Below are 15,630 nucleotides of genomic sequence, written 5' to 3' on the forward strand. Positions count from 1 at the left end.
GACGTCATGGCAGCCGGATCAGGATTCCCACATCGGCACGCGCAGGCCGCGTTCGCGGGCCACCTCTGCCGCGCGTTCGTAGCCGGCGTCGACGTGACGCATTACCCCGGTGCCGGGATCGTTGGTGAGCACGCGTTCGATCTTCTCGGCGGCAAGGGGAGTGCCGTCGGCCACGATGACCTGTCCGGCGTGGATGCTGCGACCGATCCCGACTCCGCCGCCGTGGTGGATCGACACCCACGTGGCCCCTGAAGCGGTGTTCAGCAGGGCGTTCAGGAGGGGCCAGTCTGCGATGGCGTCTGAGCCGTCTGCCATGGCTTCCGTTTCGCGATAGGGCGAGGCGACCGAACCGGAGTCGAGGTGGTCGCGGCCGATGACAAGTGGCGCCGACAGCTCGCCGGAGGCGACCATCTCGTTGAACTTGAGCCCGGCCAGGTGGCGCTCCTTGTAGCCGAGCCAGCAGATGCGCGCAGGCAGACCCTCGAAGTGCACCTTCTCTCCGGCAGCGGTGATCCAGCGGCGCAGGTGCTCGTCGTGCGGGAAGAGCTCGACGATTGCCTTGTCGGTCGCTGCGATATCGGCCGGGTCGCCCGAGAGCGCTGCCCAGCGGAATGGCCCTTTGCCCTCGGCGAAGAGCGGGCGAATGTAGGCGGGGACAAAGCCAGGGAACTCGAAGGCCCGATCGAAGCCACCGAGCACGGCTTCGGCGCGGATCGAGTTGCCGTAGTCGAAGACCTCTGCGCCGGCATCCTGGAATCCCACCATGGCGGCGACCTGCTTGGCCATGCTCGTGCGGGCCCTGTCGGTGAATTCTTCTGGCTTGGCGGCGGCGTAGTCGTGCCATTCGGCCACGCTGACGCCCTCCGGCAGGTAGGAGAGGGGGTCGTGTGCGCTGGTCTGGTCGGTCACGATGTCGATCGGAACCTGTCGCTCAAGCAACTCGGTGAAAACGGATGCCGCGTTGCCGACCAGGCCCACCGACAGCGGCCGGCGCTCGGCTTTGGCGGCCAACACGCGGGCAATGGCGTCGTCGATGTCGTGGGTCATCTCGCCGAGGTAGCCGTGCTCGACGCGGCGTGTGAGGCGGGTCTCGTCGACGTCGACGATGAGCACGACTCCCTCGTTCATGGTCACGGCGAGCGGTTGTGCGCCGCCCATGCCGCCGGCACCGCCCGTGAGGGTGAGGGTTCCGGCGAGGGAGGCAGTGCTGACGCGTTCGCCAGAAAGCTTGCCCGCCAGCTTGGCAGCGACGGCGGCGAAGGTCTCATAGGTGCCCTGCAGGATGCCCTGGGTGCCGATGTAGATCCAGGATCCGGCGGTCATCTGGCCGTACATGGTGAGGCCAAGCGCCTCGAGCCGGCGGAATTCTGGCCAGGTGGCCCAGTCGCCGACGAGGTTGGAGTTCGCGATCAGCACGCGGGGTGCCCACTCGTGGGTGCGGAACACGCCGACGGGCTTGCCGGACTGCACAAGCAGGGTCTCGTCGCTGTCGAGGGTTTCCAGCGTGCGAACGATGGCGTCGTATGCCTCCCAGTTGCGGGCGGCTTTGCCCGTTCCGCCATAGACGACGAGGCTCTCCGGGTGCTCGGCGACCTCGGGGTCGAGGTTGTTCATGAGCATGCGCAGGGGGCCTTCGGTTTGCCAGCTCTTCGCGGTGAGTGTCGTTCCGCGGGCGGCGCGCACGATGCGGGGTTCTGACATTCGTACTCCTTGGCTTGTGTTCCTAGGCCCAGCATGCCGAGGGTCTGCCGGATGGCACCAGAGCATGCGCATACGATGTGTCTGGGATCACAGACCGGATGCCGGAGGGACTGACATGGATGCGGCTCAGATGGACGCGGGACTCCCATGGATCTAGAGCGGTCCACGCGTTCCGGCCATGCCGTCAAGGTGCCGGCCGCAGACCAGACCCTGCGCATCCTGCGTTTCCTGTCTACCCAGCGCGGCCCGGTGCCGGCCGCGGTGATCGCGAGCGCCCTCGGTATCCCTCGCTCCACGATCTATCACCTGCTTGCCGTGCTGCAGGAGCACGGTTTTGTGCTGCACATTCCGGAGGCCAGACGCTATGGCCTCGGTGTCGCGGCGTTCGAGCTCAGCAGCGGCTTCTCCCATCAGGAGCCGCTCAGTCGCATCGGTCAGCCGCTCCTCGCCGGACTCGTTGACCGGATCGGCGAGTCTGGACACTTGGCAGTGCTGCATGGGCGCGATGTGCTCTACATCGCCGAGGAACGTGCGCCACGGCGGCCGCGCTTGGTGACGGATGTCGGCATCAGACTCCCCGGACACCTCACCGCGAGCGGGCGGGCAATGCTAGCGACGTTGCCACCGGCGCAGCTGCGGGCGCTTTATCCGGATGCCGCCGCATTCGTCGACCGCAATGGCCGACCGCCGCACAGCTACGCCGAACTCAAGCGTGTGCTGCAGAAGGTGACCGAGGAGGGCTTCGCAACGGAAGATGGCGAGGTGACGGAGAATTTCGCATCCGTTGCCGTGTCGGTGCAGGACCATGTCGGATGGCCGGCGGCGGGAATTGCGATCACATTCCCTCGGGACTCGATCGAGCCTGCGCGGTGGCCGGAGCTCGCCGCGCAGGTCGCCGAGGTTGCCGCTGAGCTGTCGCGCCGCATCCGCGGTACCGGACGCTGAGCGACCTGGCTGACCACTACGTGCGATCAGTGGTTTCGCAGCAGGTCGATGAGTTCACTCTTCCGTTTGCCGGAATAGCCGGTGATGCCGAGCTCCTTTGCTCTGCCTCGCAGGCGTTCGACTGTCCAGTCGTCGTAGTCGCCGGATTGCCCACCTTTTCGCCCGATCTCGGAGCGGCCCTCTTTGGCAGCGGCGTTGGAGATGCGGGCAGCCTTCTCAGCCGAGGCGCCCTCGTCGCGGAGCTTGTCGTAGAGCCCTGGGTCCTTGAGGCTGGGATTCTTGCTTCGGGGCATTGACTGTCTCCGATCTACGTCAACCTACGTCGAGTTGCGGCCGCTGATCGCACGGATCAACCAGGCGACGATGGCGATCACGGCGAGCACAATTCCGATCCACAGGAGAAAGCTCAGCGATTGCACCAAGCCGCCTGTTATGGCCAGGATCACGGCCACGACGATGATGATGGTGAGGAATATTGACATCGTGCTCAACCCCTGTCGTCGGTGATGACGTCGCCTCGTCATCGCCTCAGCAGTGATGGCAAGCAGTGATGGCAGGCATTCGCATCATCAGTTTTCACTCTTCTGGTTCACGTTTGCACTGGTGAAACGGCATTTCAAGGGGGTTGACATGGCCGGGCACTCTCGCGGTTGGCTGGAAGGCATCGCAATCGGCTGGTGCTGCCCGAACTTGGCTGACCAACTCTGCAGCCCGACCCTGCAGCCCGACCCTGCAGCCCGACCCCGCTGACCAACCCTGCTGCCCTGTCGCTTCTGCGAGTTCAGCGGCAGCGAGTTCAGCTGCGGCGACGCCGACTCGGTGTTGCGCAGTGTTGTCCGCCGGGAAGCCATCGTCTGTCAGGGTCGAGCCAGGCTGGTGCCTTGATCTCCGGGGACCCGTTAACCATGCGGATCTGCCAGCCCGAGGTGTCGATGCTGTGGTGGTGGTACCAGCAGAGCAGTACTCCGTTGTCGATGTCTGTCTTGCCGCCGAGGTACCAGGGGATGACGTGGTGGGCTTCGGTCCAGGCCGGTGGGACGGTGCATCCCGGGATCGCGCAACCGCCATCACGGGCGGCCATGGCCCGGCGTTGTGCCCGGGTGAAGAAGCGTTCGGTGGTTCCGAGGTGGAGGACTTCGTTGCGGGCTCCGAGGACGATGGTTTGGGAGCCGCCGGCGCAGATCAGTTGCTTCACGGTGCGCATTGAGATCGGGGCGTCGATGCCGTCGATCCAGCCGACGCCAACACTGCGACCATCGCCACTGTGGGCGTTGTCTGCATCGTTGCCGTTGCCGTTGCCGTTGTTGTCGCCGACATCTGCGCGGATATCTGCGGCGAGGTCTACTGCGTTCACGTGCACCATTACCGTCGGGGCCGCACCGCCCATCGTCGGGGTGTGTGGGTCGCGGGCGGTGTGGTCGAAGACGGCGCGGAGGATGTCGGCGCGTTTCTCGGCCCCTGATCGGTCATCAAACCCAAGTTCGGCGCCGGGGATGACCTCGCCGGCATCGATCCGGGCCTGCCGTTCCGCGTCGGCCGCGGCTTCCGCGGCCTGTTCGGCGGCGGACGGGAACGCGGGACCAGATGCGTGGCCGGCGGGCTCCCCCATTCCCGGTTCGCTATTACTCGCACCCGCGCCAGTGCCCGTGCCCGCGTCAGTGATGCCGTGCCTGGCGTCGTAGGCGGGTCCGGCATTGCCCGGGGTGTCGGTATGGGCTGAGAGGTAGGTGTTGAAGATGCCGTCCATGACACCGCGGAGATCTGGGGTGACGCCGCCGCGGAGCGGGTAGAGGCCGTTCTTGAGCCGGCCGAAGCCGAAGCTGCTGCGCGCCTCGTGGTTGTCATCGGAGGGGGCTGCGCCGTCCGGATCGAGGCGGGCAATCCACACCTGGACCTGTCCCTTGATGCAGTCCGTGTCGAACGCGAATCCCGCGTTCGGCAGGTCAGCAGTCTCTGCGGTAACTGCGCCGGTAGCGGCGGCGACCAAGGCTGCTTCTGCGCCGTGCAGGTCGGCTGGGTTGACGCGGGGGCGGATGCTGTTCAGTCCGGTCACGATGGCCTCGGCGGCCTCCAGGCCGAGTTCCCCGGCGGCGAGGGCGTCGGCGACGGCCGGGAACAGCGGGGGCAGCACCATGGTGAGGTCGTGGCGGGGCATCAGTTGGGCGCTGAGCTTGAGCCGGCGGGTCACGTCTTGCCGGGATGCCCTGGTGATCAGGGTGAGCAGCCCGGTTCCATCGCTACAGCCGCGCTTCCTGGCCAGGGAGTCTTTGCCGAGCCATTTCTCCGAGCGGTGCTCAATATCGGCCGCGGAGCTGATGCGGGCCCCATCGGCGAGGCGTCCGATGACTTCGATCTCGCAGCTGGCCGCGATCGCGTCCTCGTCGGTGAGCTGGGAGTGCGAGAGTCTGGCCAGGGCTGTGGCGAACGCTTCACGAGCCTCGGCAATGGCGACGAGGGGAGGTAGCTCGGCGGGTTCGGTCAGAGGATGGGTCGCGAGCAGAGTCATGTCGTCACCGTCGACAGACCAGCGACCCGAGTCGCTGCCCGTGTTGCTACCGCTACCGGCGAATCGGCCGCCCCGGCACCGGGATCGATCCCGGCCCTGGTCGCCGAGAAGGCATACAGGGTAAGAATTGTGATCGAATTTCGCATACCATAATCATCCCAAGTACCGAAAGTTTATTCTCTAGATTGGGGCAATCTGTGGACAGACCGAGACAACACACGCCTGTGGAGGAGCTGCTGTGGTTTCAACAGAAGGACAGGACGTCACAGATAGCTGGAGTCGACGACGCGGCCACAGGCACCGCAACAAGCGAGCCACAGACACTGCAACAAGCGAATCCGTAGCCCCGCCTTCTGGCAAAACCGTAACCTCAGCCACAGACGAAACGTAACCTCAGCCACAGACGAAACCGATGCCTCAGCCACAGACGTAACGCAACCACCGCAACAGACGAACCCGCAGCCTCAGCTCACCACAGTCCCGACGCCAGCCCCCTCGCTGCGCAACGTCTCCCACTCCTCGATGAGCATCGGCATCCGCTCACTGAGGAACCGATAGAACCTGGCCATCTCGGCCAGTCGCGCAGCCTCCTTCGATGACCGATCGTCGAGGGCGACCACCGCCGAATCCGCCAGGGCGGCCAAGGTCTCGTAGACCGGATTCTTGGTCATGAGTGCGGCGTACCAGGCATCTTCCGGAAGCTCGTACCGGTCGCGCCGACTCCCCGACTGGGCGATGCGATGGATGAGTCCGATGTCCTGCAGATATCGCACCGCCCCTGAGATAGCCGCAGCGCTCACACTCAGCCGGTCAGCCAGGTCGACAGCGGTCAACCCGCCGGCCTCCGCCCCCATCAGCGCCATCAGCACCCTGGCCGGCATCCGCGGAAACCCCGCAGAGGTCAGCACCGCCGCCGACTTCTCGAGGCTTGCGGTCAGTGCTCGGTCATCTCGCGGCATCCGTTTGTCCTTTCATGGGTAAAGGTCAGGTCGTGGGTACAGGTCAGAGCGGGTGCAGTCACAGGCGAACTACGTCGAGCGGATATCGCGCCGCCGCATCCCGACAACAGCCAATACCAGGGCGATGACTGCCACCCCCAGCATCCAAAGTCCGCCCGACCAGTCGGTGTCCGATCCGACGACGAGCGGGGTGTGGGTGAACGGCGAGAGATCGCGGGCCCATTCCGGCAAGCCGACGAGCCCGCCGAAGATGCCGAGGAATCCGCCGAGGCCGAGCAATACCCAGCCGAGGGCGAGCGTGACCCCGGGCGCCGCGACGAAGATCAGCGACAGGACACCGAGATAGACGAGAGCCGCCGGCAACTGAGCGGCTGCGGCGGCGAACGAGTCGCCGATCACCTGAACGTCGTCCCCAGACGCGAGTGCGCCGACGCCGGAGAACACGGCAGCGACCACGAGCACGATCACCACCGACACGGTGCCGAGCACCACGTAGTCACCGAACCAGCGCAGCCGAGCCACAGGTGTCGCCAACACTTCGGCCGCCAGGCCAGCACTTTCCTCCTGGTGCATGCGAATGATCACCTGCGTCGCGCAGGCCGCGGCCAGCACGCCAACCAGGCTGAACAGTGCTGAGATGAGCACCTGCTCTGCCGTGCCACCGGCGCCAGGCACGATGCTGTGCACGGCCGTGCCCAACGTGGCATCCGCTTCTGTGGCGGCGACGACCAGCTTGGCCAGCGACCCCGCCAGTAAACCCGTCGCCGCGGCTCCGAGGCACCAGCCGAGGATCGTCGGCCACTGCAGTCGCCACGCCAGGCTGAACGAGCCGGAGAGGCCGGCTCGCGCCGAGGCCCGACCAACGGATGCCGGTAGCAAGCTGGCCCCGCTGTCCCTGCGAGCCTGCAGCGCGAACACGATTGCCGTGCAGACGACCGCAACGGCCAGGCACAGCAGCAGGGGAGCCAGCGTAGATGCTGTGAACGGAGCGGTCTGCTGCCCCCATCCGATCGGCGACAACCAGCTCGGCCAGGCGCTGACCATGTGCAGCCCGTCCGACGATGGCGTGCCCAGCGCATCGCCGAGGCCGCGCAGGATATAGGCCGCCCCGACGATGGACGCCGCGAGTCCGTTCGCCCCTCGTGAGGTGCGCATGAACTGCGCCGAGAGCAGGCCGATCGCGAGGAACGCGATGCCGACCAGCGCGATGGCGCAGCCGACCACGACGGATCCGCCCGGCTCAAGGCCACCCGCGATGAACGCCAGCGCCACCACGACGCCGAGCACGAGGTTCGCCAGCAGGCCATGTATGAGCGTGGCCACTGTCGGCAGGGTGCGGGCGGCGGGGGTCGCGGCAATCAGCTCTGCACGAAGGCTCTCCTCCTCAGCACGGCTATGGCGCACGGCGAGAAAGGTGCTCATGAACCCGGCCATCAGCGCCAGGAACGTGAAGATCTGAAAGAACACCACGGCGTCAAGGCTCGCCCCCTGTGGTTGTCCGCGCAGCATCAGGATTGCGGGGTTCGCCACAGCCAAGCGGATGATGCCCTCACGGCCGGCCGCATCGCCGTACGTCCGTTCAACGGCCGACGCTGAAAACAACGCGAGCAGTCCGATGCCGAGGATCCAGATTGCAAGCTGGATCCGATCACGACGGATGCGCTGCCGAAGCAGGATTGTCAGCGTACTCATTTCCGATGCGCCCCCGCTGCGGAGAGATCGCTCTCTGGCTGGACGGCGTACTGCTGCAGGAACAACTCCTCCAGCGACGGCGGCGCGATCGTGAGACCGGTGACACCCAACTCTGCAAGCGCCGGAAGAACGGCTGACACTCGCTCGCTCTCGACGGTGAAGTGCACGCGCCCCGCGGTCATGTTCAGGTCGAACTGGGCGGCGAGGGGACGCAGCTGCTCTGGGGTGAGGCCGGCCTCAGCGAACGAGATCTCGGTGCGCGTGAGACTGCGCAACTCGGCGAGCGTGCCGGTTTGCACGCACCGGCCGTCGCGAATGATGCTGACGCGATCACACAGCTGCTCGACCTCCGACAGGATGTGGCTCGACAGCAGCACCGTCGCACCATCGTCTGCCGCGCGTCGAATCTCCTGGTTGAAGATCGCCTCCATCAGCGGGTCGAGGCCGCTCGTCGGCTCGTCGAGGATGTAGAGCTCAGCGGGTGTCGCAAAGGCGGCAATCAGCGCCACTTTCTGGCGATTGCCCTTCGAATACGAGCGACCCTTCTTCGTGGGGTCGAACCGAAACACCTCGAGGAGTCGTGCCTTGCGACTGGCGTACAGGTCGCGGTCTCTGGTGCCACCTCGCAGGCGGCTGATGAGGTCGATCGCCTCGCCGCCCGACAGGTTGGGCCACAGGTTGACGTCGCCCGGAACGGAGGCGATGCGGCGATGCAGGTCGACCGCGTCGTTCCACGGATCCTGCCCGAAGAGTGTCACCGTTCCGCCTGTTGGCCTGGCCAGGCCAAGCAGGATGCGGATGGTTGTCGATTTTCCGGCGCCGTTGGGTCCGAGGAATCCGTGCACGTCACCCGCGCTGACGGAGAGATCAAGGCCATCGAGAGCGCGTACGCGGCCAAAGTGCTTCGTGAGCGCCCTGGTCTCAATGATTGTGTTCATGCCGGTGAGAATACGCCGATTTCACAAATTTGTGAATCATTCTCACCGCACTTTTTCAGACCTATGACTCCCGACCGCGCGGGTGTGCAGTTCGGCTAGAACCAGGTGCTGAGATGCGGGCTGTCGGCAGAGGTGAACGAGCGATCCAGCGCTTCGGCCGCGTTCGAACTCAGGCCGTCGAGGCGGCCAGATCTGGCGAGGGCAACGGCGCTCGCGCCGCCGAGGTAGAGCGACGCCAGGTCGTTGACGGAGAGGGTGACAGTGGCGACATCCGCTTGCAGGTGCACGGTGGAGTGCTTGAGCAGGGTGACCGTGCCGTGGCCGGTCGGCGCGATCTCGAGCACGTACTCGCCATCGGCAAAGCCCAGCTCGTCGTGCACCGTGAGTACGAATATGCCCGGAGCGGAATAGGCGCGGGCGGCCAGTACCCGCGGCACGTCGAGGATGCGCAGCCAGAGCTGGTCGCGCTCGTCGGTCTTGCGAATGGCGCGCGGGTTGTTAACCTGCCAGATGACGGGTTCCGCCACGTTGCGCCTGGGCGCCGAGATCTTCCGGATGAGGTCCATCTCAATCAGGTAGCGCCACAACGCCGAGTACGCATCGTCCGACTCTGCGATGAGGTCGATGAGCTCAAGGTGTGAATTCTCCTCGTGGCCCTCGAAACGGTACACGGCGAAGCCCTGAACGTCTGTGTCAGCGTTGCGGTAGATGACGGCCCTCAGGTCGCGCTTGTCATCGCTCGGTGACTGGTGAGCGATGCCCAGGATGCGCGTCCACGTATCGTTACGGCGATCGGCCTCGCCGGGAACGCGGACCCTGGCGCGCTCATAGACGGCTGGGGCGATGCTGAGCAGGTCGTTTGGCGTGATGAATTCCACGCGTCCCTCTGGCACTGGGCCGATCCAGCGGAGGCCGCTGGTGTCGATCGTGTACGGGGCCTGCCAGGCAGCAGGGCCGAATCCGTAGCGGCCGTAGATAGTGGCTTCGGTGACGGTCAGCATGGCCATCGCGCTTCCCGCGGCCTGCGCCGTGCGGAGCTCGCTGGTGAGAAGTGCGCGGGCGATGCCCTTCCGGCGATGCGTGGGGGAGACCGTGACTGAGCTGATTGCCCAGGCGCTCAGGGTGTTGCCACCCGGCACGGTGAGTCCCATCTGCCATGACCAGACGGTGGCCACCGGAAGCGCACTCTCGGGCAGGGAGAGATCCCAGACCCCCGTGACCCTGTCATCACCCTCGCCGAGTTCCCTGGCCCTGCTGGCCAGATACTCCGTGCTCGGATCGGCGCCGTGGAAGCCGCGTGCATCGGCCAGGAGCCAGGCCGTGACGGCAGCGGAGTCTGCGGTGTCTACCAGCCGAAGGTCAAGTTCTTTGGCCGCGAGTGCCACGTGGGAGTGCTGGTCTATGGGGATGTGCGTTGCCTCGGTCACCTAGCCACCCTAGCCCTGCACGGGTGGAGTCGGCAGTGCCCGCCGTCATGCCGGCAGAGAACTGTGGCCACCCGTGGCCGCCCGGGAGTAGCCTGTGCGTCAGCGAGTGGGAGCAGGCCGGGGAGGCTGAAGCATGGCGGTTGATTCGACTCCAGATTCAACGCCGCAACCGCGCCACCTGTTCGGCCGGGATCGATTCTTTCACCCTGGGTACGGCACGGTTTTGCTCTTCATCGGGATCGCATACCTCTTGTGCGCGTGGCAGACGAGGCCGGAGCCAAGCCCGTTCGCGCTTCTCGTGCAGCTCGCCACCCTGTGGGCGATTTTCCACGCCACCGACTTGTCGCCGCGCGTCAGCCGGGTCGGCACGATTCTGGTGTTGGTGTGCGCCGGCGCGACTGTGGTGGCCTGGATCTTCGGGTTCGAAGGAACGCTCACCGAAACCGTCATGACCGCCGGCTCTCTGGTTCTTTATGGCCTGGCTCCGGCGGCCATCGTCCGTCATCAGTCGAAGCGCACAGCGGTCGACGCGCAGTCACTCCTCGCCATCATTTGCGCGTACGTGCTGATCGGCATGTTCTTCACCTTCGCGTACACGCTGATCGGCCTTTACAGCGACTTGCTCGGGGTGGGAACCCCCACCAGTCTCGCGACCGCGCTCTTCTTCTCGTTCACGTCAATGACCACGACCGGGTACGGGAACCTGGTGCCCGCAACTCAACTGGGTCAGACGCTGGCAATTGTTGAGGTGCTGACCGGGCAGCTCTTCATTGCCCTGGCGATAGCGCGGGTCGTGATGACACTGCCGCGGCGCACCCCGACCCCTTGAGTCCGGCTACTGCGTGCCCGTGCTCGCCGCGCTGGCCTGCTCGAGCACGAATTTCTGGAACGCCGTGGCATCGTCAAGTGCGCCGGTGTATGCCACACCGTTCACGATCACCGTCGGAGTCCCCGTGACCTGTGCGATGTCAGCGTTGGCGAGCGGACCGGCCAGCGCGCGATCGGTCGCAGTGCCGACCCAGTTGGAGTACGTCTGGTCGTTGATGCATGACGCGACGTCTTCATCCGTCACGCCTGCGCTCTTCACGAGCTCAACCAGTTCAACGTTGCTCAGCCCTGTCGTGCCTTCAGCCGGCTGCTGCTCGAAGAGGGCCTTGTGTACCGCGAGAACGTTGTCTGGGTCGTAGTTCGCGACGCACGCCACCACGTTTGCTGAGCGGGTCGAGTACTTACTGCCGGCGGAATTGGAATCGAGGATCGACAGCGGGTGGATTTCAAGCGTGGCCTGGCCAGACTCGACCCAGCTCTCAATCTGTCCCATATTCGCTTGCTCGAACTGTTCGCAATAGGGGCACAGGTAGTCGACGTACATGGTGATGTTGGCCGTGGCGTCGAGGGCGGTCTGGTCAGTGGGCGACGGCGTCGAGTCGATCGGCACTGCGGTGGTCTCCGTTGCGGTGATGGTGGTGCCGTCACCGGTCAGCAGGATTCCGTCGCTGGCCATATTGAGGGGCCCAGCGGATGCCGCGCGCGGCTGGTTCACGATGACAAGAGCGACGATCACGGCAACGGCAAGAACCCCGACACCAATGCCGCTGCGGATCAACAGTTTGTTGCGCTTCTGGCGCTTCTGCTGCTCTGCGCGCATCTGCCTGGCGGTGTCACGCGCCTCTTCTCGACGGTTTTTCTTCGAGGGCTGCGGTTTGCCAGGGGCGTTGGCGTTCATCGAAAGCACCACCGTTTCGTCAGGGTCAGGTCTGTGTTGACGCTAAAGAATACTGCTGTGTCACGCCTATGGGGATGCTGGGAGCCAGCTGTGCCGCGCTGCCTTGCTGTGGCGTTTCGGAGGCCCTCTGGCTGCTGGCTACGCGCTGGGCAACAGCGTGGGCGGCAGGCAGCGTCGGCCACCGACCAGGTTGAGGCACTCGTCGAAGATGTCGGGGAACGGCGCGCTCTCCGAGTCGCCGAACCACCGGTTGTACATCAGCCAGAAGTTGAGGTTTCCGTAGGCTGAGCACGCGTCGCCCGCGTCAATGTCGACCAGTGCAGCGGAGTTCGGCTGGTACGGCGTGTAGTTGTACAGGTTGGCCGTTGCCTGGTTCTGGATGTCAATTGTGGTTGCCCCGCAGGCGGCATCCGGATTGAAGCCGATGTCGACCGACCCGATTGAATAGGTGCGCTCCGGCTCCTGCGTGTACTGGCGGAACTGCCACGCAGCGTTATAGACCTGGTTGAAGAAGCCGAAGTATTCTGCGTCGCAGTCCGCCGTGTCAGGGCAGCCGTAGCCCGTCGCGCGCAGGTAGCCGGACTCACTCGGACGAGTGAGGAGCGACTGCTCTTTTTGCACGAGCACGAGCAGTACCTCAGGGCTGATCTGGCAGGCCTCAGCCACCTTCGCGATGATGCGGCTGGCGCGTTCGTGCGGTGCGCCGAGGTATGCGGTGCAGTGGCCGGCAGCTTCGGCCGGCTGGTCGCTCGTGTTCTCGCGGTACTCCCACAGGCACGGCGATGCGTCTTTCGGGCGACAGTTCCGCTCGTCGAGGAAGGACTGGACCTCTGGCTCGCTCATGGCATCCGCATTGAAGAAGTTGTAGTCGCTGATGATGAAACCGGGGTCGAACTCGTCGGTGTTTCGGTCGGCAGTACGGTCGGTGTCTCGACCGGAGCTGGGTGCGGCCAATGCCATGCCCCCCACTCCTGTGATGGCGAGTAGCGCTGCGAGCATGACGGCGAGGCCACCAATGAGCAGTCGGCGTGAGGCTGCAGCTAAAGAAGTCATCCGGGCGAGCCTACCGGCGCAGGCTGAAATATCTCGGGGACGTGACCGGCTCGGCGCTAGGGTCGAATCCAGCGAGGGCAGGGGGAACGCGGTGTCGATGAACGTCGTGATTGCGCCGGATTCATTCAAGGGATCGGCGAGTGCCGCGGACGCCGCCAGAGCGATTGCCGCCGGATGGTCATCGGTTCGACCGGGGGACAACCTGCAGCTGCTGCCTATGGCAGACGGCGGAGAAGGCACCCTCGACGCGTTCGAATGCGCAGTGCCTGGTGCGAAGCGGATGCCGGTTGTCGTGCAGGGTCCTGACAACAGGCCTGTCTCGGCGCACTGGTTACTGCTGCCGAACGGCACTGCCGTCGTTGAGCTCGCAAACACCAGCGGCATCACCCTGCTCGACGCGCCTGACCCGCTGAACGCGCACACCCTCGGCTTCGGCCAGGCCATCGCCGATGCCCTGGACCACGGTGTTGAGCGACTGCTCCTCGCCATCGGCGGCAGTTCATCGACGGATGCCGGAGCCGGCGCGCTCGCGGCCATCGGCGCATCGATGCTCGACACCGGCAACCGGCCGATTCGGCTGGGCAACCGGGGGCTCGGGAGCCTCGCGAAGGTGCGGCTGGAATCGCTGCGTGCCCTGCCGCCTGGCGGGGCCATAATCCTCAGCGATGTCACCAATCCGCTGCTCGGCGAATTCGGTGCAGCGGCAGTCTTCGGTCCGCAGAAGGGTGCGAATCCCGCCCAGGTCGCCGGCCTCGAATCGAATCTGCGGCGGCTTGTGCGGTTGATCCGGGTAGACCCGAACACGCCGGGCAGCGGTGCGGCTGGCGGCACCGGCTTCGGACTGCTGGCCTGGGGCGCACGGATCGCGCCGGGTTCAGCGGCCGTCGGGGAGGCGCTCGGTGTGCCGGATGCGGTGGCGGGGGCATCCGTTGTGATCACGGGGGAGGGCCGGTTCGATGCCCAGTCGGTCTCTGGAAAGGTGCCAGGCTACGTGGCGGGATTGGCTCGCGAGCACGGTGTCTCCACGCTGCTCGTCGCGGGATCGATCGCCCCTGACGTCGACCCTGCAACGGTGGGCTTCGCGACGGCTGAGTCCCTCACGGTGCGTGCGGGGAGCGTGGCTGCGGCGATGAATGATCCGCTCACCTACCTGCGCGAAGCCGGTGCGGCCCTGGCCAGAACGAGATAGTGCGCGGCCCGAACTTATCGGGGCTACACGAGGCCAGTGGCAGCGAAAGCTGAGCAACCCTTGGCTTTTGGCAACGGTTCGGCCACAAAAATAGCAATCTTCAAGAAAACAATGGACGCGGATCACGATTGTTGGATAAGTTCTCTCCGTCAACAAAAGGTCGCGATTGCGACCGGGATCATCACAGCGATGTCCCGTTACAAGGAGGTAACACCATGACAACTTGTGCGTACGCCTGTGCAGAACAGGTCAATCACCGTTATGGACAGCCCTCCGTTCAGCAGGCCGCCGGTTTCAACTCCGGCCGCTGACGTGACTGGCAGCTCTCAGAGAGGAAAGCAACCACAATGTCCATGACCAAAAAACTCCTTGCCGTTGCGGCGACCGGAGCCGTTCTCCTGTCGCTCGCGGCATGCGCATCAGGCGACTCAGGCTCAGGCGCTGGGGCAGAATCCACCGACGCCATCGCGGGTGACTGCAACGTCGGCATCTCCATGCCGACCCGCAGCCTTGAGCGCTGGATCAACGACGGCGAGCAGCTGCAGAAGCAGCTTGAGGGTGCCGGCTGCACCGTTGACCTGCAGTATGCAGACAACAAGACCGACCAGCAGATCAGCCAGATCCAGAACCAGGTCGCCGGCGGCGCCAAGATCCTCGTGGTCGCAGCCATCGACGGCGAGGTGCTCGCACCGGTGCTCGCAGAGGCCAAGAAGCAGGATGCCACCGTCATCGCGTACGACCGCCTGATCAAGGGCACCGAAGACGTCGACTACTACGCGACGTTCGACAACTACAAGGTCGGCCAGCTGCAGGGGCAGTTCATCGAAGAGCAGCTCGGCCTGGCTGATGGCAAGGGCCCGTTCAACCTGGAGCCGTTCGCCGGCAGCCCGGACGACAACAACGCCAAGTTCTTCTTCTCCGGCGCCTGGGATGTTCTGCTTCCCTACGTCGAGAGCGGCCAGCTGGTCGTCCCGAGCGGCAAGGCACCGGCATCCGACGATGACTGGGCCTCCATCGGCATCCAGGGCTGGGCGTCAGACAAGGCCCAGGCCGAGATGGACAACCGCCTGTCGTCGTTCTACACCGGCGACCAGAAGGTCAACGTTGTGCTCTCCCCGAACGACAGCCTGGCCATCGGCATCATCGCCTCACTGAAGTCGGCCGGCTACACGCCGGGCGCTGACTACCCGCTCATCACCGGGCAGGACGCCGACAAGGCCAACGTCAAGGCGATCCTCGACGGCGAGCAGGCGATGACCGTGTGGAAGGACACCCGCACCCTCGGTGAGCGCGTCTTCACCATGATCCAGGAAATCAACGCCGGCGAAGAGGTCGAGGTCAACGACACCAAGACGTACGACAACGGCAAGAAGGTCGTTCCGTCGTACCTGCTCGACCCAGAGGTCGTTGTGAAGGATGACGTGCAGACCAAGCTCGTCGACTCCGGCTTCGTCAAGGCATCAGACGTCGGACTGTAAGTCGCTCAACGCGACA

The 15,630-nt window shown here is 65.2% G+C and carries 14 protein-coding genes; 4 read left to right on the forward strand and 10 right to left on the reverse strand.

Annotated elements, in window-relative coordinates; all coding sequences use genetic code 11:
* Positions 1–18 precede the first annotated feature (18 nt).
* Positions 19–1,701, reverse strand: coding sequence for a urocanate hydratase (hutU, locus tag AC25Z0_RS11265; protein WP_488133276.1), 1,683 nt, complete (start codon positions 1,699–1,701; stop codon positions 19–21).
* A gap of 147 nt (positions 1,702–1,848) precedes the next feature.
* Between hutU and AC25Z0_RS11270 the strand changes: the two genes are divergently transcribed.
* The gene (locus AC25Z0_RS11270) at positions 1,849–2,646 is read left to right on the forward strand and encodes an IclR family transcriptional regulator (RefSeq protein WP_488133277.1); all 798 of its coding nucleotides are present in this window, start codon (positions 1,849–1,851) and stop codon (positions 2,644–2,646) included.
* 26 nt (positions 2,647–2,672) lie between these two features.
* Here the strand turns inward: AC25Z0_RS11270 and AC25Z0_RS11275 are convergent, their stop codons facing one another.
* The 7 genes from AC25Z0_RS11275 to AC25Z0_RS11305 form a co-directional block, all read right to left on the reverse strand.
* Entirely contained in the window at positions 2,673–2,939 is a 267-nt protein-coding gene (locus AC25Z0_RS11275; RefSeq protein ID WP_488119745.1) for a DUF7218 family protein, read from the reverse strand.
* A gap of 24 nt (positions 2,940–2,963) precedes the next feature.
* A complete protein-coding gene (locus AC25Z0_RS11280; RefSeq protein WP_488119746.1) occupies positions 2,964–3,128 on the reverse strand; it encodes a hypothetical protein in 165 nt (54 codons plus the stop codon).
* 314 nt (positions 3,129–3,442) lie between these two features.
* Positions 3,443–5,152, reverse strand: coding sequence for an HNH endonuclease signature motif containing protein (locus AC25Z0_RS11285; protein WP_488133278.1), 1,710 nt, complete (start codon positions 5,150–5,152; stop codon positions 3,443–3,445).
* A gap of 464 nt (positions 5,153–5,616) precedes the next feature.
* Positions 5,617–6,111 (reverse strand): GbsR/MarR family transcriptional regulator, encoded by a 495-nt coding sequence (locus AC25Z0_RS11290; protein ID WP_488133279.1) that lies wholly within the window; start codon positions 6,109–6,111, stop codon positions 5,617–5,619.
* 69 nt (positions 6,112–6,180) lie between these two features.
* Positions 6,181–7,803, reverse strand: a complete 1,623-nt coding sequence (locus AC25Z0_RS11295; RefSeq protein WP_488133280.1) for an ABC transporter permease — start codon at positions 7,801–7,803, stop codon at positions 6,181–6,183.
* Positions 7,800–8,741, reverse strand: a complete 942-nt coding sequence (locus AC25Z0_RS11300) for an ABC transporter ATP-binding protein (RefSeq protein ID WP_488133281.1) — start codon at positions 8,739–8,741, stop codon at positions 7,800–7,802. Before AC25Z0_RS11300 ends, AC25Z0_RS11295 begins: the two co-directional genes overlap by 4 nt.
* A gap of 95 nt (positions 8,742–8,836) precedes the next feature.
* The gene (locus AC25Z0_RS11305; protein ID WP_488119751.1) at positions 8,837–10,168 is read right to left on the reverse strand and encodes a GNAT family N-acetyltransferase; all 1,332 of its coding nucleotides are present in this window, start codon (positions 10,166–10,168) and stop codon (positions 8,837–8,839) included.
* Between the two features lie 133 nt (positions 10,169–10,301).
* Between AC25Z0_RS11305 and AC25Z0_RS11310 the strand changes: the two genes are divergently transcribed.
* Entirely contained in the window at positions 10,302–10,997 is a 696-nt protein-coding gene (locus tag AC25Z0_RS11310) for a potassium channel family protein (RefSeq protein ID WP_488119752.1), read from the forward strand.
* A gap of 6 nt (positions 10,998–11,003) precedes the next feature.
* Here AC25Z0_RS11310 and AC25Z0_RS11315 read toward each other — a convergent pair whose 3' ends face one another.
* Together AC25Z0_RS11315 and AC25Z0_RS11320 are read right to left on the reverse strand one after the other, a co-directional pair.
* Positions 11,004–11,894: a DsbA family protein gene (locus AC25Z0_RS11315; RefSeq protein ID WP_488119753.1), complete on the reverse strand. Its 891-nt coding sequence runs from the start codon at positions 11,892–11,894 to the stop codon at positions 11,004–11,006.
* 138 nt (positions 11,895–12,032) lie between these two features.
* A complete protein-coding gene (locus tag AC25Z0_RS11320; RefSeq protein WP_488133282.1) occupies positions 12,033–12,947 on the reverse strand; it encodes a hypothetical protein in 915 nt (304 codons plus the stop codon).
* A gap of 97 nt (positions 12,948–13,044) precedes the next feature.
* Here AC25Z0_RS11320 and AC25Z0_RS11325 point away from each other — a divergent pair, with 97 nt between their 5' ends.
* Together AC25Z0_RS11325 and chvE are read left to right on the forward strand one after the other, a co-directional pair.
* On the forward strand, positions 13,045–14,136 hold the full coding sequence (locus AC25Z0_RS11325) for a glycerate kinase (RefSeq protein WP_488133283.1): 1,092 nt from the start codon (positions 13,045–13,047) through the stop codon (positions 14,134–14,136).
* Between the two features lie 347 nt (positions 14,137–14,483).
* Entirely contained in the window at positions 14,484–15,614 is a 1,131-nt protein-coding gene (gene chvE / locus AC25Z0_RS11330; protein ID WP_488119756.1) for a multiple monosaccharide ABC transporter substrate-binding protein, read from the forward strand.
* Positions 15,615–15,630: the final 16 nt, after the last annotated feature.

Source organism: Leifsonia sp. Y862, from assembly GCF_057669585.1.

What these genes read in the sequence shown, in the direction of transcription:
- hutU (WP_488133276.1), bottom strand. Translation starts at nt 1,701, where the DNA reads ATGTCAGAACCCCGCATCGTGCGCGCCGCCCGCGGAACGACACTCACC.
- AC25Z0_RS11270 (WP_488133277.1), top strand. Translation starts at nt 1,849, where the DNA reads ATGGATCTAGAGCGGTCCACGCGTTCCGGCCATGCCGTCAAGGTGCCG.
- AC25Z0_RS11275 (WP_488119745.1), bottom strand. Translation starts at nt 2,939, where the DNA reads ATGCCCCGAAGCAAGAATCCCAGCCTCAAGGACCCAGGGCTCTACGAC.
- AC25Z0_RS11280 (WP_488119746.1), bottom strand. Translation starts at nt 3,128, where the DNA reads ATGTCAATATTCCTCACCATCATCATCGTCGTGGCCGTGATCCTGGCC.
- AC25Z0_RS11285 (WP_488133278.1), bottom strand. Translation starts at nt 5,152, where the DNA reads ATGACTCTGCTCGCGACCCATCCTCTGACCGAACCCGCCGAGCTACCT.
- AC25Z0_RS11290 (WP_488133279.1), bottom strand. Translation starts at nt 6,111, where the DNA reads ATGCCGCGAGATGACCGAGCACTGACCGCAAGCCTCGAGAAGTCGGCG.
- AC25Z0_RS11295 (WP_488133280.1), bottom strand. Translation starts at nt 7,803, where the DNA reads ATGAGTACGCTGACAATCCTGCTTCGGCAGCGCATCCGTCGTGATCGG.
- AC25Z0_RS11300 (WP_488133281.1), bottom strand. Translation starts at nt 8,741, where the DNA reads ATGAACACAATCATTGAGACCAGGGCGCTCACGAAGCACTTTGGCCGC.
- AC25Z0_RS11310 (WP_488119752.1), top strand. Translation starts at nt 10,302, where the DNA reads ATGGCGGTTGATTCGACTCCAGATTCAACGCCGCAACCGCGCCACCTG.
- AC25Z0_RS11315 (WP_488119753.1), bottom strand. Translation starts at nt 11,894, where the DNA reads ATGAACGCCAACGCCCCTGGCAAACCGCAGCCCTCGAAGAAAAACCGT.
- AC25Z0_RS11320 (WP_488133282.1), bottom strand. Translation starts at nt 12,947, where the DNA reads ATGACTTCTTTAGCTGCAGCCTCACGCCGACTGCTCATTGGTGGCCTC.
- AC25Z0_RS11325 (WP_488133283.1), top strand. Translation starts at nt 13,045, where the DNA reads ATGAACGTCGTGATTGCGCCGGATTCATTCAAGGGATCGGCGAGTGCC.
- chvE (WP_488119756.1), top strand. Translation starts at nt 14,484, where the DNA reads ATGTCCATGACCAAAAAACTCCTTGCCGTTGCGGCGACCGGAGCCGTT.